Origin of the sequence: Nitrososphaera sp. (genome assembly GCA_039938515.1) — an archaeon.
Taxonomy (GTDB): Archaea; Thermoproteota; Nitrososphaeria; order Nitrososphaerales; family Nitrososphaeraceae; genus Nitrososphaera.
The window spans coordinates 36417-54111 of the sequence record JBDUUL010000011.1; the positions used below are offsets into that span (position 1 = coordinate 36417).

General features: G+C 49.0%; 19 protein-coding genes. 6 read left to right on the forward strand and 13 right to left on the reverse strand.

Annotated features, from left to right (window positions below):
- Positions 1–6 precede the first annotated feature (6 nt).
- Positions 7–2928 carry an excinuclease ABC subunit UvrA gene (gene uvrA, locus ABI361_06885; protein ID MEO9320381.1) on the forward strand — a complete coding sequence of 974 codons (2922 nt, stop codon included), beginning with the start codon at positions 7–9 and terminating at the stop codon, positions 2926–2928.
- Positions 2915–4609: an excinuclease ABC subunit UvrC gene (gene uvrC / locus ABI361_06890; GenBank protein ID MEO9320382.1), complete on the forward strand. Its 1695-nt coding sequence runs from the start codon at positions 2915–2917 to the stop codon at positions 4607–4609. Before uvrA ends, uvrC begins: the two co-directional genes overlap by 14 nt.
- 8 nt (positions 4610–4617) lie before the next feature.
- Here the strand turns inward: uvrC and ABI361_06895 are convergent, their stop codons facing one another.
- Positions 4618–4839 (reverse strand): hypothetical protein, encoded by a 222-nt coding sequence (locus ABI361_06895; GenBank protein ID MEO9320383.1) that lies wholly within the window; start codon positions 4837–4839, stop codon positions 4618–4620.
- Positions 4840–5137: 298 nt separating this feature from the next.
- Between ABI361_06895 and ABI361_06900 the strand changes: the two genes are divergently transcribed.
- Together ABI361_06900 and ABI361_06905 are read left to right on the forward strand one after the other, a co-directional pair.
- A complete protein-coding gene (locus ABI361_06900; protein MEO9320384.1) occupies positions 5138–5443 on the forward strand; it encodes a hypothetical protein in 306 nt (101 codons plus the stop codon).
- Positions 5444–5509: 66 nt separating this feature from the next.
- Positions 5510–6691, forward strand: a complete 1182-nt coding sequence (locus ABI361_06905) for an NAD(P)-dependent oxidoreductase (protein MEO9320385.1) — start codon at positions 5510–5512, stop codon at positions 6689–6691.
- Positions 6692–6930: 239 nt separating this feature from the next.
- Here ABI361_06905 and ABI361_06910 read toward each other — a convergent pair whose 3' ends face one another.
- The 8 genes from ABI361_06910 to ABI361_06945 form a co-directional block, all read right to left on the reverse strand.
- The gene (locus ABI361_06910; GenBank protein ID MEO9320386.1) at positions 6931–7227 is read right to left on the reverse strand and encodes a general stress protein; all 297 of its coding nucleotides are present in this window, start codon (positions 7225–7227) and stop codon (positions 6931–6933) included.
- 229 nt (positions 7228–7456) lie between these two features.
- Positions 7457–7681, reverse strand: a complete 225-nt coding sequence (locus ABI361_06915; GenBank protein MEO9320387.1) for a hypothetical protein — start codon at positions 7679–7681, stop codon at positions 7457–7459.
- Between the two features lie 80 nt (positions 7682–7761).
- Positions 7762–9786 (reverse strand): hypothetical protein, encoded by a 2025-nt coding sequence (locus ABI361_06920; GenBank protein MEO9320388.1) that lies wholly within the window; start codon positions 9784–9786, stop codon positions 7762–7764.
- A 22-nt stretch (positions 9787–9808) separates the two neighbouring features.
- Positions 9809–10135 carry a hypothetical protein gene (locus tag ABI361_06925; GenBank protein MEO9320389.1) on the reverse strand — a complete coding sequence of 109 codons (327 nt, stop codon included), beginning with the start codon at positions 10133–10135 and terminating at the stop codon, positions 9809–9811.
- 10 nt (positions 10136–10145) lie between these two features.
- Positions 10146–10487 carry a hypothetical protein gene (locus tag ABI361_06930; GenBank protein ID MEO9320390.1) on the reverse strand — a complete coding sequence of 114 codons (342 nt, stop codon included), beginning with the start codon at positions 10485–10487 and terminating at the stop codon, positions 10146–10148.
- 96 nt (positions 10488–10583) lie between these two features.
- Positions 10584–10901 carry an HTH domain-containing protein gene (locus tag ABI361_06935; GenBank protein MEO9320391.1) on the reverse strand — a complete coding sequence of 106 codons (318 nt, stop codon included), beginning with the start codon at positions 10899–10901 and terminating at the stop codon, positions 10584–10586.
- A 218-nt stretch (positions 10902–11119) separates the two neighbouring features.
- Positions 11120–11857, reverse strand: coding sequence for a hypothetical protein (locus ABI361_06940; GenBank protein MEO9320392.1), 738 nt, complete (start codon positions 11855–11857; stop codon positions 11120–11122).
- Positions 11858–12011: 154 nt separating this feature from the next.
- Positions 12012–12455 carry a hypothetical protein gene (locus tag ABI361_06945; protein ID MEO9320393.1) on the reverse strand — a complete coding sequence of 148 codons (444 nt, stop codon included), beginning with the start codon at positions 12453–12455 and terminating at the stop codon, positions 12012–12014.
- Positions 12456–13072: 617 nt separating this feature from the next.
- Between ABI361_06945 and ABI361_06950 the strand changes: the two genes are divergently transcribed.
- Positions 13073–14245, forward strand: a complete 1173-nt coding sequence (locus tag ABI361_06950) for a hypothetical protein (GenBank protein MEO9320394.1) — start codon at positions 13073–13075, stop codon at positions 14243–14245.
- 145 nt (positions 14246–14390) lie between these two features.
- Entirely contained in the window at positions 14391–15386 is a 996-nt protein-coding gene (locus ABI361_06955) for a hypothetical protein (GenBank protein MEO9320395.1), read from the forward strand.
- A gap of 324 nt (positions 15387–15710) precedes the next feature.
- Here ABI361_06955 and ABI361_06960 read toward each other — a convergent pair whose 3' ends face one another.
- The 4 genes from ABI361_06960 to ABI361_06975 form a co-directional block, all read right to left on the reverse strand.
- Positions 15711–15986, reverse strand: a complete 276-nt coding sequence (locus tag ABI361_06960) for a hypothetical protein (protein ID MEO9320396.1) — start codon at positions 15984–15986, stop codon at positions 15711–15713.
- A 4-nt stretch (positions 15987–15990) separates the two neighbouring features.
- Positions 15991–16410, reverse strand: a complete 420-nt coding sequence (locus tag ABI361_06965) for a hypothetical protein (GenBank protein ID MEO9320397.1) — start codon at positions 16408–16410, stop codon at positions 15991–15993.
- A 112-nt stretch (positions 16411–16522) separates the two neighbouring features.
- Positions 16523–16846 (reverse strand): hypothetical protein, encoded by a 324-nt coding sequence (locus tag ABI361_06970; protein MEO9320398.1) that lies wholly within the window; start codon positions 16844–16846, stop codon positions 16523–16525.
- Between the two features lie 10 nt (positions 16847–16856).
- Positions 16857–17387: a hypothetical protein gene (locus tag ABI361_06975; GenBank protein ID MEO9320399.1), complete on the reverse strand. Its 531-nt coding sequence runs from the start codon at positions 17385–17387 to the stop codon at positions 16857–16859.
- Positions 17388–17695: the final 308 nt, after the last annotated feature.

The window sequence follows — 17695 nt, forward strand, 5'->3', positions numbered from 1 at the left end:
GAATCATTGCACGACAAGATAATAATCAAGGGTGCAAGGCAGCACAATCTAAAGAACATCAGCCTAGAGATACCAAAGAACAAGCTGGTCGTAATCACCGGCCTTTCAGGGTCAGGAAAGTCGACGCTTGCTTTTGACACCATATACGCCGAAGGGCAGAGGAGGTACGTAGAATCCCTGTCTGCCTATGCGAGGCAGTTTCTCGAACTCATGGACAAGCCCGACGTGGATTCCATCGACGGTCTCTCCCCGGCAATATCCATACAGCAAAAGACGACAAGCAAGAACCCGCGCTCCACTGTGGGGACGGTCACGGAAATTTACGACTATCTCCGGCTGCTCTTTGCCCGCATCGGCATTCCTCACTGCCCCAAATGCGGAAGAAGAATCGCCAGCCAGTCAGCAGAGTCGATAGCAGAATCGATTATGAAATCCTCTGCAGGAAACACGACAATGATGCTTGCCCCGGTAGTCTCGGCGAAGAAGGGCACCTACGAGAAAATCTTTGAAGAGCTGCTCCAGCAGGGCTTTTCAAGGATACGGCTTGACGGGGAAATTACTCGGCTTGAACAGGAAGAAGGCGATTCAGGACAGGAACGAAAGGGCAGGTCGCGCTTTCCAAAACTTGACAAGCAGAAGAAGCACTCGATTGAGGTCATTGTTGACAGGCTCAAGCCATCCCAGGAAGAAAAGAGCCGGCTTTTCGAGTCGGTGCAGACCGCGCTCAAGGTTGGAAACGGCGTGGCTCTTGTTTCGATTGACGGCAAAGACTCGATGTACTCGCAGAGAAATGCATGCCCCATATGCGGCATAAGCCTTGGCGACCTTGAGCCGCGTACGTTTTCATTCAACTCGCCTTTTGGAGCCTGCACCGAGTGCAACGGGCTTGGCATAAAGACAGAGTTTGACCCGGACCTTGTAATCCCAGACAGGTCAAAAAGCATCCTCGACGGAGCAGTGCGGCCATGGTCCGGTCACTTTGCAACCTTTAGATCTTCAATGCTGCGAGACGTCGGCAGGAAATTCGGCTTTGACCTTGCCACCCCTATTTCAAGACTCACTCAAAGGCAGCTTGATGTCATACTCTATGGAACAAGCGAGCGTATACAATACAGATACGAGTCCCGCAGCTCCGATAGCCGGTGGGAATACCATGGCGCCTTTGAGGGGGTCATTCCGAACCTTGAGCGAGTATTCCGCCAGACTGAGTCAGATTCCAAACGCGAAGAACTCTTGGCGTACATGCGCGAGAGGCCCTGCGAGCGCTGCCGCGGCAGGCGGCTGCGCGACGAGGCACTTTCTGTCCGCCTTGGTGACAAGTCGATAATGGATGTCTGCGACCTGTCGATTGACGAGTGCTACGTCTTCTTTCAAAAGCTCGAGCTCACCGACACGGAGCGCTACATCGCACGGACCATCCTAAAGGAAATTGTTTCGAGGCTTGATTTTCTGCGAAACGTGGGCCTGGACTACATCTCTCTTAACAGAATGACCGCGACGCTCTCCGGTGGCGAGTCGCAGAGGATCAGGCTTGCGACGCAGATAGGCTCGAATCTGACGGGCGTCCTCTACGTCCTTGACGAGCCCACAATCGGGCTACACCAGCGTGACAACGCCCGCCTGATTGACACGCTAAAGAAGCTGCGTGATTTAGACAATACCCTAATCGTAGTTGAGCACGACGAGGAGGTGATACGAAACTCGGACTGGATAGTCGATATAGGCCCGGGCGCCGGCGTCCACGGAGGCAGCGTGGTTGCGAGCGGGCCCATTCAGGAAATTCTGTCAAACCCGGCCTCGGTGACGGGAGCGTATCTAAACGGCAACACCACGGTAATAAGCAGGCGCGAAAGGAGAAAGCCGGCGTCCTGGCTCACCGTCCACGGCGCGTCGGAAAACAACCTAAAGTCAATCGACGTCAGTTTCCCGCTCGGGTGCATGACCGTTGTGACAGGGGTCTCCGGCTCTGGCAAGTCCACCCTCGTTAACGACATACTTTTCAGGGCCCTGTCGGCACACTTTTTTGACTCCAAGCAGGCCGCAGGAAGGCACTCAAAGCTCACGGGTCTTGAAAACATTGACAAGGTAATCGGGATTGACCAGTCGCCCATAGGGCGGACACCCCGCTCTAACGCCGCGACTTATGTCGATGCCTTCTCGCCCATCCGCGAGCTGTTTGCAAGAACCGTGGCTGCAAGGGAGCGAGGATACAAGCCGGGCAGGTTCTCGTTTAACGTGTCGGATGGAAGGTGTGAGTCGTGCGAGGGGGGAGGCGTCAAAAAAATAGAGATGCAGTTTCTGCCCGACGTATATGTGACGTGCGACGAGTGCAAGGGCAAGCGGTACAACTCAGAGACGCTTGAGATAAAATACAAGGGCAAGTCGGTCTCCGACGTCCTTGACATGACCATCGAAGAAGCAGCGGCGTTTTTTGAAAACAACTTGGCAATTGTCAAAAAGCTGCAGACCCTTGCCGACGTTGGCCTTGGATACCTGAGGCTCGGACAGCCGGCCACGACGATGTCAGGAGGCGAGGCGCAGCGAATCAAACTTGCCGCAGAATTGTCGCGCCGGGACACAGGCAGGACGGTTTACATCCTAGACGAGCCGACTACCGGCCTTCACTTCGCGGATGTCAGCAAGCTTTTGCACGTTCTAAAAAGACTCGTCGACATGGGCAACACGATTATTGTAATCGAGCACAACCTTGACGTAATCGCCGATGCGGACTGGATAATTGACCTCGGGCCTGAGGGAGGCATGAATGGAGGCACCGTGGTGGCCCAAGGCACGCCGGAGCAGATTAGTGCCTCGCCGGCAAGTTACACAGGCCGATACCTCAAGCCGAAACTTGCCTCAGACCAGCGCGTGCTTGTCAGGCAGTCAAAAGAGCGAGAGATGCACAAGAGCGGAATTGACAGCAATTGACCTTGTAAAGGAAAAGCGGGTTCCCCATTCGCCGGGGGTCTACATCATGAAGGACGCGCAGGGATGTATTATCTACATCGGCAAGGCAAAGGACCTCTTCAAGCGCGTCGGCTCATACTTCGTGGCAAGCAGAAGTTCTGGGGACAGCTGGAAGACCTCAAGGCTTGTCAGCAAAATTGCAGACATTGACTTTATGGTTACTGACAATGAAACAGAGGCGCTCCTGCTAGAGTCAAACCTTATCAAACGCTACAGGCCGGCGTTTAACATTGAACTCAAAGACCAGCAAAGGTACACTTACTTGAAGATAACAGAAGAGTCCTTCCCCCGTCTCCTGGTGGCCCGCCGAAACCGCGCCGGCCAGTTTGCCGGCCCAAAGGGCAAAGTATATGGCCCCTTTGTCAGGGGGAGCTCGAAATTTCTCACGGTGGGCCTTCTCCGAAAGCTGTTCAAGATCAGAGTGTGCGTGCGCCTTCCAAAAACACCCTGCCTTCAATATTTCATAAAGAACTGCGACGCACCCTGCATTGATCCGGGCGTAATGGAGGCGTACGCCAGAAACGTCAGGGAGCTTCGAGAAATACTTGAAGGCAAGCGGAACATCGAGCAGTTTGCACAGACACTTGAGCGCGAGATGCGTGAAGCATCAGACCTTGGGCAGTACGAGCAGGCCAAGGAAATACGCGACACGTTGTTTCGCCTGAACAACCTCAGGGTAAGGCAAAAGATGGAAAAGACCTCGACAAAGAATGCTGATGAGGAATTTATCGGCATACTGCGGGACGGGCGCAGGGGCACTGCCCACGTAATGCTCCTCAGACGAAGCCGCGGAGTCATTAGCGACAGAAAGAAGTTTGAGTTCGACCTCGTGGCGGACAATTCGCTTGATTCGTTTATCCTGCAGTACTATTCGTCGTCACCCAGCATCCCTCATTCAATCTATGCAAGTGAGGCGCCTGAGTCAGAAAAGGCACTATGCGAAGCGCTTGAACGGCTTTCGGACCACAAGGTGCGAATAATAGCCAATGACAGTAGGACGGGGCCAGAAAAAAAGGCCATTCTCGACCTTATCATGAAGAACCTCTCAATTTACGTGGACCGTGGCTACAGCCCGAGCGTCTCGGAGCTAAAAAAGGTCCTGGATCTTTCCAAGGCGCCTGAAGTAATAGACTGCTTTGACGTCTCAAACCTGGGAATGGACATCGCGGTAGGCGCGTGCACCAGGTTTGTCGCAGGCAAGCCAAGCAAGTCGGGGTACAGAAAGTTCAAGATAAAGACCGTGTCCGGCCAGGACGATTTTGCAATGGTTGGAGAGCTTGTCGCAAGGAGGTATTCACGTGAGCCTTTTGACGCGCTGCCGGACCTAGTCGTAATCGACGGTGGGAAGGGCCAGCTTGCAGCCGCCATCACCGCCCTTGAGAACCTTGGAATCGCGGTAATCAGCCACAGCACTTTTAGAAGCAACGAGATGCCTGCTCACGCTGGAGAGTTCCCCGAGAACTCTATAGAGTGTGTCTCACTTGCAAAGCAAAACGAGGAGATATTTGTGAACGGCAAGAGCCAGCCACTTCGGATTCCAAGGAGCAACGAGGGATTGCGGCTGCTGCAGCACATCAGGGACGAGGCTCATCGCTTTGGTCTCGCGTACAACCGGCAGTTGCGCAGGATAGAAAAATCCTGATTGCCGGCCTAATCGACTTTTACGCTTTCGCGCTTGCCAGAGCGCCCGAGCTCCTGCTCACCGAGTTCAATGTACTTGCCAATTGCAGCATCGGCCGACTTGGCGCCAATTTGGGCAATTCTCGATAGGGAGACAGTGAGCTGCAGCCCCAGCTCAAGCGCGAGTTTGCCAGCCGCAAATGGGAGTATAATCCATGACTCGGGACCTTGACCGTTTCTTGTTTCGACCATGTCTTTACTATTGCACCTCGACTGAATTAAAGATTGGTGTGACTCCCGCCCGCTGACCCGGAAGCTATTATGAGCCAGCTCCGTGCTTGGCCTTTCTCCCGGGCCTAAATAGCAACAGCCGGTGAACGGAGCCGAAACCCGGCGGGCCGTTTCGCGGGCGGGCTGACCTAGAACGCGCATTAAGCCATAAAAGAGCTCCTCATGCGTGACGGGTTTCCCGTCATGGGCAAGCATACTTGCAGACGGGACTCAAGACTAAAGAGCAGGTTCAACGTATCAGAGGCGGTGGAATGTAGAGATGGACACAGACCATGTTCCGGAGGACGGCTATATGCTCCACTTTGGCAGTCTGGCAAGCAGGCTTGAGACTTACCTGAGAAAAAACGGCGTCCCTTGCAAGGACGCCGACATAATTATCGAGGAAATTTCTGCCCAGTATGTCTCAAAGTTTCAAAGCCCGGCCCAGAAGTTCTTGGGGTCAGCTTTGAAACAGGACCCAGCGAAGGTGTTTGTGGACTCTGCCATAGAGGCGATCGAGAAATTCCTTCCAGAGGCTGCAGACACCTTTGGTTCACGCTCGAGAATTTTCGAATCATTAAAGTAAACGGAACGGACATGAATAGCAGACCATGCAAAGCAATAATAGTTGTTTTCAGGCTCACAATTCTGTTTGATAGTTGGAGTCCCAAAGGAGATAAAGGACTATGAGAACAGGGTCTCACTCGTTCCAAGGTCGATAAGCTCTCTTACCAATGCGGGCATCAGAGTCATTGTCGAGGCTGGCGCAGGGGCCAGGAGCGGCTTTTCCGACGACGAGTACTCGGCGGCTGGCGCGACTGTTGTAAGAACCGCTAGTGAGCTGTATTCAGGCGCAGACCTGATCGTCAAAGTCAAGGAAATCCAGACAGCAAGGGACGAGGCAAAGATGCTCAAGCCCTCGCACGTGGTATTTGGTTTTAACCATTTCGAGTCGAGCAAGGAGCTGACCGACGTCGCGGTGCGTTCCAAGGCGACTTTCATCTCATTTGAAAAAATAGTAGACGTCAATGGCCAGACGCCCATCCTGATGCCCATGAGCAGGATTGCAGGCTCGATGGCGGGACTTTGGGGCGGATTTCTGCACAATTATTCCTTCAGACACGCAAAATCAATCAGGTTAAAGACCGGCGCCGACGAGACTAGGAACAGGTTCGTCAAGGAGTTTGAGCGCATCCTCGACGGCAACATCGACGACGACCTAAAGGTCAAGCTCTCACTCCAGGACAAATCCGTCGTGATATTCGGAGGCGGCACTGTGGGAGAGGCGGCGGCCAAAATAACTGCCGCTCTTGGCTGCAAGCTCACAATCATAGAGAAGAGGGATTCTCGGAGGAAATACCTCGAGGAGCTGCGGTTTCCCCGTCTTTCAGTCAACCAGGCGGCAGACTTTGACACCCTGAGGGGCTCAACCGTCATTATCGGGGCAACATACGACAGGGACAAGGCGGACAGGATGATTAGCGAAAAACTTCTCAAAGAGATATCAGAGGTGCGCAAGAAGATAATTATCGACGTATCCATCGACCAGGGAGGAAACTTTCCCTATTACGACATGGACGGGAAATACTCACCTTCGGCAATGTCGAGCATTCTAAATCCCGCACTAATCGACCAGCTTGGAAACATCTTTGTCAGGGTTCCAAACATCCCCTCCATTGTCCCACAGTACGCGTCCTCCGCGCTGTCTTCGGTAGTGAGCAGGTACGTCATAGACCTTGCTCGCGGAAACGAACCCGGCGAGCTTCACACTGCGATTAGCATCAAGGCGGGCAAGATACTAGACGAATCCATTACAAAAGCGCACAGCTTGTAGCAGCCAGTACTCGGCCTCACTGTCCGAAGAATCTATCTGAAAACGGTTCCGTTTACGATTTAAGCAGGCAGGCAAGCTTTGTCTCGGATTATATGCTTTGCAGAAAATGCCAAATGCTTATTGAAACGGCCTACAACGACCTCTGCTTTGACTGCTACAAAAAGGAAAGGACCCAGCGCATACACGCAAGCTCGGCGCATTAGAACAGTCAGGACGAGAAAAGGAAAGGGCTGTGCCTTTCAGCTCCTTCCGCCCTTGCTGGCGCTTTCCTTCCTCTTGTCTTCTGACATACCGGCGGACCCTCTGCCGCCTTGGCCTGAACCGCCACGATTCGATCCGCCGCCATGAGAGGCTTCACCGCCCTTTCTGCCTATCTCTGCCATATGCTGCAGGTCCTGCGAAACAGCTTCTCCGCCTTTGCGACCGATTTCAGCCATGTGCTCTCTGTCCTGCGACACGGCCTCGCCTCCCTTTCTTGCGACGCGCTCCTTTGTCTCTTCGTCTGCCGATGCCAATCCCCTATTGTCTGATGTCATGACCAAGTCTCCTAACCATAGTATTAAGTCGCTGTAGAGGAACATGATGAACCAGCACTTTAGAACAGCAGTCAGTCGCCGTAATTGGGATTCTTCTCTGACGGATGTTTTTCAGAAATGTATTTGAAAATAAGAGTGGGGCCGAAGGGACTTGTCGCAAATTTGAGGTGAAGCCCAAAATGGTGTCAGTTCATGCAAAAACTAGTAGTTGCTAATACGCACGCTCTACTTACTTGTTTCCAAAGCCAAATTCCTGGTCAAGCAGCCTAGAGAATACTGTTATTCTTGATAGAGCCTCGTGTATTGGCAGATAGTCAGGTTCTGCCAGGATAAGGCTCCGCAAGACGCTATGTTCAGGTAGCATTTTGAGCGCAGTCTTCTTCAGCTCTACTAGGCTGACCATTTCCTTCCATGCGTCCGGTCGCCTGTCTGCTAGAGCCAGTTTCTCCATCACCGACGGATATTACAGAGGGACATGCGTGGAATTACTGCGCGCATACCTTGCTCTTTGCATGGCTCACGCAGCAGATTCATTCATACAAACGCGTCACTATTGCCTTCTTCCTTCTTTCTGAGAGCATTCTCGGACTCCTTTTCATCCGCTTTGAGTGGTCTAGCGGATGTCCGCATGTCTTTGAGCGAGTTTTTCAGCTCCCTCAGGGTCAGTATGCTTATCCTATTCGGATATTCTTTAACAAAAGCAAGCAGATGCTTGGTGTACTTTGCTTCCTGGTCTTCGTTTGGAACTATTACAACTTCCGATTTTCCTGGCTCTTGCTTTAGCGTTTCAGTCAGTCTTCTTTCCAGATTTTTCGTATTGTTGTTCGAAAGCCCTGTCTCAATCTCAAAGTTAAAGCCCTTCGTCTCTAGGTCCGGGTTGCTGAACTCCCCGGAAGTCGCATAATGCTCTATCTTGTAAACTCTGCCTATTGCATCCCTTGTCTTTGCCTGGAGATACGAGTGCAACTGACTGACATTGCTCCCGCGCAGATAGCAGAAACTGAACGCGCTTTGCTCCTCGAACTCTTCAATTCTGATTGTCCCAGCTATTCCGGAGTTTACCAATTTCTTCAGAGTCTGCGAAACGGCAAACTTGACATCGTTGTATGGGACGTCATTGTGCTTCTCAGCTAACTTGTTGATGACATCTTTCTGGTATGCAGGGAATAGGCTTGTCAGCTCCTCTTCAGCGATTACAACCTTTTCCTTTGGCTTCTGCTCATCCCCTCCCCCTGCCGCGCCATCACCCTTACCACCACTAGCGCTCTGGCCAACCTCTACGCTTGCTGCCTTTTCCTCTTCTTTTTGTTGCTTCCTCACTTCCTGATGTAAATCTGGCTTGGGCTCAAGCTCCAACGGGGGCACTTCGACTTCTACTATAGGTGCTACAAACTTGAACACCGGGACATACTCTGAGAATCTCGGAAACTGTATGTCGATGAACTCATACGCGGAGAGCTGCGATAACGCGTGGTGGAGTATTGGATTGATGCCCCTCACGATGGACAGGTCCGCGCTGCCTGTCTTGAAGCACAGGATGCTCGCAAAGTTCTGAAGGCTGGCCTCCCGTATCTCGCTCAATGCCTGTGTTACAACTATGAGCCTGCCCCTGTGGCGGATCTCCTTGCTCATTATGTGGATTATCGAGTGCTCCTGTTTCGTGACCCTGTGCGCTTCGTCCAGAACTATAGTAATTCCTGAGCGTCTGCCTGCCTCGATGTCAGCCCAGAGCTGTCTCAGTGCTAGCTCAGAATAGTATGTTTTTGCCTGCGTATTCGGCAAGCCCGAAAAGTCGAGCACCACACTCTGCTTATCGCCAATCTCAATCGGCCTCTTCGCAGTCTCTATCACCAATTGCTTTGCGTTAAGCTCGATGTTCGCCAGCGTCTCTTGCTGATTCTTTGTCACCTTCTTTTTCATTGCCTCCAGCACTTCGAAGAACTTTTTCCACGACCTATCGTTCGACGCATTGGTCTCAGTAACGATTTCACTGAGCAGCGACGCAGTTGCCTGCAGCTGTATCCCGGTAGTGACTCTTTCTAGGAAAGTGGTAAGGTATGCTTGAGAGAACGCGTCTGCATCTGCAAAGATGTTAGGAAACGTGCTCGGAGCATCCACCCTCGCGATTCCTGCCTTGAGCGCTTCGTCGTTCGGTTTGAACGAAAACGCGATGATTTGCTGCTCATCCCTAATCGAAACGATCACGTTTTTGACAAGCACGCTCTTGCCACCGCCAGACGATCCGGCTATCGCTATATTGGAATTGGTCTTCGCACGGACCAGCGAGAGCATGTCGATAGGAAGTATGCTGGTGTCGAACCTGGTGAATAGCGATTCGCTTGCTTCCTTGCGCTGTTCTCTGGCGAGCGCGGACTTTGGGAGTATCACATAGAGAAGTACGACCTCTCCGTTGAATTTCGGACTGATCCTGCGCTCCCTGTAAAGGTCGCCATCCTGCAAAAATTTGGGCCAATGGAATAACGGCGGCCTAAGCACTTTGTCCCTGTCGAGTAGTTCCTTGTAAGTCAGTCGATGCGTTTGCTCACCTGTGTCTAACATCAGAAAATCGCCTTTTATCCTATTATTCCTGACCCGGATCTTCGGTTTCTCCTGGCTCTTTCCTTGTGAAACTGATAACCCTGTGGCCCTTGTAAGTGACAGACACTTTTGCATCCGGCTCCTCTTCTTCAGACTCAGTGAGGACCGCGACTATGACACCACCAGCGCCGATCACAGAACCGATTCCCGTTAGCACTTGCCAAGCCCAAAAGTCCTTCAGTGTAAACACCTTGCCGTTGAACACTGTCGGGAGGTATGCGTAATCGCCTGTTTCTGTGTACGGAATAACGAATGCCCAGGCAGAACCTACAAAGAATAAGGAAGTGTAGAAGAGCAAGCCCTTATCCATACTCTACCACTCAGAACTTCTCGACTTGGATGTCTCTATTCGGTTGCGCATTGGTCGAAACTTGAAGTGAGTAGTTGACTTTGCGTATGATGCCCTTCTGCTGCGTAATACTTGCGGTAGAAGTAATGACCGGGTTTGATACTATGACAAACTTTTTGATGTTCGGGTCTTTGCGGAACGTCTCGGCAATCTGCAGATCTTGCTTTGCGAGAGACACCGCTTTCTCTGAAGTTCCGCACACCTGGTCAAGTATAGTGTGTATCAGGCTGTCTTCGTGCCTTGCAACTTTGCCGCCCAGAGTGACATACACTTCGGGCCTCGAGATTGTTTCAGAGAGCTCCTCAGAGCTCAAATTATTTCCTCCATGTGTAGACACTCGAAGTTAATCTATTAGGAGAGTGATGGCGTATGTGTCTAGACGCGCAGTTGTAGATCTATGCGTATTGAACTATGCCTCTGTTGCTGAAGAGGCGAAGTTTGAATGTCTATACATGTCATTCGGAATAGCTCCTATTTCCCTTAGAATCTTGATATGCCTTGCAATTGTTTCAGGTGTTACAGAAAGCATTCTGGCAATAATACCCATGCTCCTAGGGGGATTTGCTCTAAGCAGAGGCATCAAATAATCAAAATCGAAGGAATGGCGTCGTCTTATCTCTATGATCGTAATCTGTCTGCGTGACCTTTTCATCCTATAGTATTCGAGGAGGAGGGTTGCAAGCTCTTCATCATTAGCGAATGTTTTGAGTCCGGTACCTTCGTCCAAGAAAACCGGCAACCGTCCTCACCATACGAGCCCGCTATCAAAATTGGGGTACTTCTGCTTATGGAACCTTAGCCTGTGGTGTATGACACAATAATCGTGCACATCCCAGCCATATGGGCCGCAGTCACGACAATACCAAATCTTGAATTCCTTAGAGCAGTTGGGTTCCCGGCACGAACGCATATGATGTATACCAGATGTATACCATAATAAAAACTCTACCCCCTTTTAAGCTCCTTCTTTATGGTCTTCAAATCGGGTTGAGGCACCTTTTCAAAAATCAACCGACCATTCTTGTCGACTTTAACGTATAGGTTTGTTTTAGTGGTGATTTTGAGAAATTCCCTCTCCTTTTTAGGGATAGTAATTCCCAAGGTACGCCCATGTACAAAGGGCTTAACTATGGGGTATAGCACTTCGGTTTGCACATCCAAATCATCACGGTTTTCTTTTTGGCCGTCTTTTTCAATCAATATATCACCAAATAAATTCACAATTTCGCGAGATAGCTCCTCTTGTTGTGCATGGTATTCTGCTCGGGTTCTCACATCGAGCTCTTCTAATAGAATGAACTTTTGCCATGCTACGAAACCTTCTGCTCGGCCGTTCTCATTTTTTCGAAATGAGACAAGAACCTTGCCGTGTTCTACAGCCGGGCGAGCGAACACTTTGACATCCTGAAAATCTACGTTTTTTTGACCTTTTTCCTTGCAAAAGACTACAACTCCGTAATCGGTATCAATGAAAAGTGCATCAATTGAGTCCTTGTGCACAATGTTAGTAAATTCATCAATGTCATCAATCACCATGGGATCCACATACCGTTCGGTTTTTGGTGCGTTCAGAAAGTCTGGTGGAAACTCAAAAGTTCTGATTGATACCTTTCTTTTTACTTCAATTTGTTTATCAGTCGTTCTCGGTTGCTGAATAGGCAGCTTTGCCTTCTTATCGTCCAATTATCAGTGATAAATGATTCTTTATCATTCTTATTCTTTCGCTTAAAGTTCGTTTTTACATTGGGATACCCGGATGCAACAGGTGTTTCGCTTAGGGTCGATTCAAGTTGATTAGCAGGTATAAGGATGAATCTACAATTTGAATTGCTGATCGCTATTCGCTTTTTGCGAGAACGAACAGGGGCCTATCAGCTTCCACAGCATTTGACAGTTCTACGAGAGTCGCAACTGCCTTGATCTTGAACTTCGTAAAGATGTCGATCTCGACCTTTTCGTTCAAAGAGCCAGCTGGCGTTGTCTCCATGGCATCGATCATGTTTCTTATCGCGGCCTCCTCGGGTTCTAAAGTGTGTGCATACCTATTCCTGATTCTTTGGATTTCCCGCACATTGGTGCGATACGGCTCAACTAAAAAACCCGCATGCTCTGCAATCCTTATCTTCAGTTCTAGATTGAAGGCCGGATCCTCAATTGCCTTTGAGGGAAGCGAGAATTTCCTCTCAAGATATTTGTCGAGTATATTCTCGAGATATATGCCAGCTTCGATGAAAACGTCACGCGGACTTGAATCGTCTATAACCCGGTGAATATCGGCCATCTGAAAGGAAGGTTCCATTGAAACTACTAGCGCTAGTTATTGCTCGAAATACTTAATTGCTGCCTCCCGGCTATTTGCTTTGCCATTAGACTTGAAGGCTTCATTCAGCTCCTTTCGTCCGGAATACAAGCGGTCTGATCAGGCGATATTTTGAGTGAACGATAGAATTTAGAAATATTTGGGACAATAAGGTTGATGGCTGCCCAGGCTAAAGGAAACTTGATGTGCGCCAATATATAGAAATATAAGTTAACTCTGACTGTCCTGTGACCAAAGGTATTTTTGCTCCCAGTCTTAGGATATTGTTGAGAGTTCTCGAGCACTTAATGGAAGGTCCAAGTAGTTTGTCCTCGATTCAAATGAAAGGGAGAGTGAACCATTCACGTTGCAAAAAGTACATTGAATGGCTAGAGGATCGGGATTTGGTTGAGTCGCTTGTTGAAAAACGAAAAGCCAAGCTACGACTCACCCCAGGCGGACATCATTTTGCTTTGGTTCTTCTTGGCAAAAAGCCTCAATTGAGGACAAAATAGACCTTTTTCCTGACTGAGGAGTCCTATTCTAGGTCGTATCGAACCTCGAACCTTATTAGCTGTGATTTTTCTGAAGAGGCTACCATGAGAACCAATTTCGGTCTCGTAAGTTCAGCAGTGTTGATGTCAATGCTTGTTTTGACAGCTGGAATCAGCTTGGCATCACTAAATCAACAAGCACACGCTTCTACAAACACCTCTACAATAGTACCGAACATCAACGACCCGGCCTACATAAACAGCGTTCTTCCAGGAGCGATTTCTGATTCGGACCAAGCATTGATGGAACGGATTGCCCTGGCAAATGTCCAAGTGAAAGATGCCCTCGCAGGTAAGAGCTATGAATTCATGTCAACTAGTTACCTGACTGAGAATGTGATGGCAAGCCCGGTGCATTGGGATCCGGTGACTCACCTTAATGTGGCCAACAATACAGAGTTAGCAGTGATCATTGACATGCAGTCCGAGACTGCGAAATCAGTCATATCGGGACCCCTGACAACGGCTTGTACTGGGGATTGTTTACACCACACCTGGGCAGATAACTGGGTGGGCAATGTGGGGTCAACCCCTAATTATCTAGACGTCCAATCTACTGCCCCGTCCTACACCAGAAATCACACTCCGATACACGGCGGACAATCGCTTTATCTTAATGGAATGATGTTAGTATCAGACGACAATCTGCTCTGCACATCCGCTGACTATTACTCGGACTATTGGAACCAAGTCGGATTTAACTGGGACACGAGTTCCGATACCACTCTCGTATATACTGACACCAAACTCGGTTGCATTAATCAGCTAAGTGGTATGACTTACACTAGCGGGCACAACTACAAATTCGAAGTAAATGGAAACACAAACAATCCCAGCACGCATAAAGGATGGACAGTTGCGGGGATCGACCTCAATACATTTGTCGCGTTTACCAACCAATTCAATTATGATGTGAGGTACAGCGGGATAAGATACAGCGATCTGAATACGGGTGTATTTTTCGAAAACCGCGAGTCTCAGGCAAGCGAACCCAACTGGGATACAAACTTTGCTTCAAATCCAACTGCAACCGCCGCGCACTATTCGACGAACGGGGGAAGCACAGTATCTAATTGGCCGACGAGTACTACTGAGGACACCACCTGCAGCGGAGGAACCACTACGCCCAGTGCAGTCATGGGAAGTACCAATCTACAGAGCGGTGGAACAGCGACCTGGACTAAGCACACGATGTACACTAATCTGCCTGCGTGCTAACGTCCCTCTTTTTTTGATTCGCAAATGATATTGGCTGTGTTCACGGGCATTTTGGACCGGTGTCTCGACATTTGGCTAAATGCGGCTTAGATTCGCTTGCATAAGGTTATTTAGCAACGCAATCGGAGACCATCAAAGACTCAATATGATGATTCTAAAGTTAATCCATTCAGCACTTCAGTCTGTTTGCTTAGCTCTCGTGCTAAGCGTTATTCTTTTTGGACAATCGACTTTAATGAACGGCCGGAAAGATGCTTATGCTAATGAACCGTCTCTCACTATCGCAGTCCATAACACGATGTTGCCAACGGTATTTATTATTGGGAACGTTTCGCATCTTGAGAATTCTACGACCGAGCTTCCGATTGACCAAGTCAAAATTGACGTGTTGTATGAAAATGGCTCTCTGTTCAAATCAGAAGTTGTTCCACTAGACACAAAGTCGCATCAATACTCATTGTCGCTTGATTTCACGACTAACGAGACGATTAGTGTTGAAGGCACCAAGGCTTTAGCGCCATCTGGAACCTACAAAATAATAGCAACGTATGGCAAACAGAAGGCGGAGACAACTTATGAACTTCAAGAAACACATTCCCAACCACCAGGCGGTTCGATACCAACCTATTCCTTGAAAGTCGATGGGAAAATGTACACCATTAATTACAAAGTGACCAGCTTTAACGGTAATGGAAGCTCTACTAATTCTCTGAATTCGATCAGCTTGAGCCCCCAGAATAGATCGATGATCCTGAGTATAACTTCACCATTTAATGGGTCTATTGACCTCCATCTGCCGAGATCGCTAATCAATTCGACAAGCGATTCTGCTAGGTATGGCAATGGTAATAGTTCCGACTCTGCATTTCTTGTCGCCGAAGACGGAAGACCTACGCATGAGTTTTTCGACATCGCGGGACCCGAAAATCTAACAAGGGCGCACTACATCTTTGGCCTGAATGCCGATCCAAACTTCCGAGATCTCGAGATTAATTACCCAGCGGGCACAACTCAAATTAGCATAACTGGCACTGAAGTCGCTCCCGAGTTTGCTGAAGGTTTAACCATTCCTTTTGCCGGAGTTGCAGCTGCAATTATACTAGCGATATCGCTAATCCGCCGACGCTATCCGAAGCTATGAGTACTCACAGCCATACGTAACGCGCTCATGTATGCCTCATCAAAGCCTTCTCTTCCGTTACTGCGAACTAGTGCTGACACTACAACACTTTAGAATTGCATCGTGTGCGCACACTTCAGGCTATACATGCACACACTTCAAAAGCACACTAGAAGAGAGTGCAGGTCTCCGCTAGCTGAATAAGACATCACCGCGGGATTTCACTTTGGTGAATACTTCCACATATCCAGACTCAAGTTAAATCGCTCGCTTAACTATAGTAAATCACTAGGCTAGCTGGTTCTCCCTCTGTTCCTATTCTTTGTCTACCTTCCTATTCCGTCTCTATCTTTTCGAAATCAGGAGTTCTCTTTCTAGCTGCTTTGAGGTAATCTGCGGTATGCTGCCAATGCTGATCCGTTCGCTATCGTCATGACTCAGAAACGCGAATTCTCCGTCTTGCTTCGCCGGCTTATCAGACCAGAAATGCCTTGCATAATCGATTGCAACCTCCTCAGCACTCTCGATAGTATTTGCCCTGACTACACGCTTTAGGTAGTATTCATTGTCTGCGTTTGTGACATCGAATACCACCAAGTAAAGCCTGCCTGGCTTGTCCATAGCCTCATTGGCCTTCTTTCCGCCTCTCGCTGGCCTTCCTGCCTTTCTTAATTAGCGAGTCTCTGACTAATACTAATTCTTCCTCGCCGAGCTGCCGGAATACTTCTACAAGCAGTGGCGATACAGCCACAGCCTGCTCTGGCTCTACATCATACTCATATCCCACGATTTGCTTCGCAGTCTCTAACCTCCTTGCAGTCCTTTTCTCAACCTCACCGAGCTGCTTTTGGTTTAATAGCTCGCCTGGCTCAATCTGAGTTCCACGTGCCCTCCTCGACTCTTCGACCAATTCTTTTATCCTGTTGCTTGCTGTCTTCTTGTCTAGTTGTTCTATCTCCGTAGGAGACACACCAAATCTGGCCAAGGTCTCCGCCTGTCGTTCTGTTGGTTTTGTCGTTATAGTTCCGTTCATTTTTCCCACCATTAGCACAATCTATGATTTTGAAGTTCCTTAATCCGATGCGTTTGCTTCGGTTTTCAATCACTTTAGCAGAGCGGTGCGCACACACTTTACAAAGGCCATGTTCACGGTCATTTCATGACACTGCTTCACTCTTCGTTTTTATCCAGATGTTGATTTCATTTTCTTCATTTGAAAGCCTGTCTTCCTGTTCCAGCATACGCTTGTAAGCATGCAACATTCCAATGCTAAGTTGCGAGTAATCGCCTTCAACGCTTTCTGAAATCGTTTCTATTGCCTTCTCATAATCCATCGTTGGAATATAGTCAGCGAGTAGCGAGAGCTCAAACTCGTCAAAATTGCATGCCTCGTCACGTTGCTCAAAAGTCAGAGCATTCAAAGAAGCCTTCCTTCGCTCGAACCTTTGTTCTCGTTCTTCTTTTGTAAGTTTAGATTCCATGTGTGCACGCCTAGTTCCTCATTCCTTCCCTTGCCTGCTTTGCCAGCATAGCCTCGTTCTCAACGTCTTCCTTGTCCCATCTCTTCAGATAGTCGATAAACTCTTTGCTTGTGAATTTGCCATCCCATAATTCCAAGTCGATGTATTTCAGAGAGTTTGTAAACTGCAGTATCGCAGTAGTATTCAGGTATACGTTGGCCAAGGCAACGAACACGTCTCTTTCAGGCTCTGGAGCCTGCTCACATTCCTGCCTATATCTGCCCTGCAAGCCCATTCCAAGAAAATCGAACACTCTGAACTTTGGTATAGTAAGGTCATAAACTGCCTGCTTTATCCCGAGCGTTTCGATGCCGAAATACTCTAGCGTTCCTGCAACTGCGAGAACGTCGTAACGGTTAAGGCTATTTCGAACATCAACCGATGAAGGCTCCTTCCTTTCTCCCTGCTTGATTAATCTGTTCCATAGCTCACTTCTTGGCTCTGCCTTTGCACTTCTTCGTCTATCGATGGTATCACCTTTTGAAACATCCTGATAATGCAAGCGAGTTGGTCTTTGCTTAGAATCAAGTAAGCCCTTCCCAAGCGACTGCCTTCCATAACCTTGAACAGAAATCTGTCATGGTCTGAAATGTCCATCTCTTCCAGCTCCAGTCTATGGTCAGAGCCGAGTATCAAAATCTGTTTCTTTGGTTCGTTCGGTTCAAGATCACTTCCGCATGTTGCACAGACTCTTGGCATGGTATCACTTTATACTCTTTAGTCACTTTAGATTTAAGATTCTTGAGAAATGCTTAGGTTTTACATAGCGTGCAGTTGAACATAAATCACTTTAGAATCGAAAGGTGCACA

Bases quoted from the DNA above. Each gene is read 5' to 3' on its own strand.
- ABI361_06895 (MEO9320383.1), bottom strand. From the start codon at position 4,839: ATGGTCGAAACAAGAAACGGTCAAGGTCCCGAGTCATGGATTATACTC.
- ABI361_06900 (MEO9320384.1), top strand. From the start codon at position 5,138: ATGGACACAGACCATGTTCCGGAGGACGGCTATATGCTCCACTTTGGC.
- ABI361_06910 (MEO9320386.1), bottom strand. From the start codon at position 7,227: ATGACATCAGACAATAGGGGATTGGCATCGGCAGACGAAGAGACAAAG.
- ABI361_06920 (MEO9320388.1), bottom strand. From the start codon at position 9,786: ATGTTAGACACAGGTGAGCAAACGCATCGACTGACTTACAAGGAACTA.
- ABI361_06925 (MEO9320389.1), bottom strand. From the start codon at position 10,135: ATGGATAAGGGCTTGCTCTTCTACACTTCCTTATTCTTTGTAGGTTCT.
- ABI361_06945 (MEO9320393.1), bottom strand. From the start codon at position 12,455: ATGGCCGATATTCACCGGGTTATAGACGATTCAAGTCCGCGTGACGTT.
- ABI361_06950 (MEO9320394.1), top strand. From the start codon at position 13,073: ATGAGAACCAATTTCGGTCTCGTAAGTTCAGCAGTGTTGATGTCAATG.
- ABI361_06955 (MEO9320395.1), top strand. From the start codon at position 14,391: ATGATGATTCTAAAGTTAATCCATTCAGCACTTCAGTCTGTTTGCTTA.
- ABI361_06960 (MEO9320396.1), bottom strand. From the start codon at position 15,986: ATGGACAAGCCAGGCAGGCTTTACTTGGTGGTATTCGATGTCACAAAC.
- ABI361_06965 (MEO9320397.1), bottom strand. From the start codon at position 16,410: ATGGTGGGAAAAATGAACGGAACTATAACGACAAAACCAACAGAACGA.
- ABI361_06970 (MEO9320398.1), bottom strand. From the start codon at position 16,846: ATGGAATCTAAACTTACAAAAGAAGAACGAGAACAAAGGTTCGAGCGA.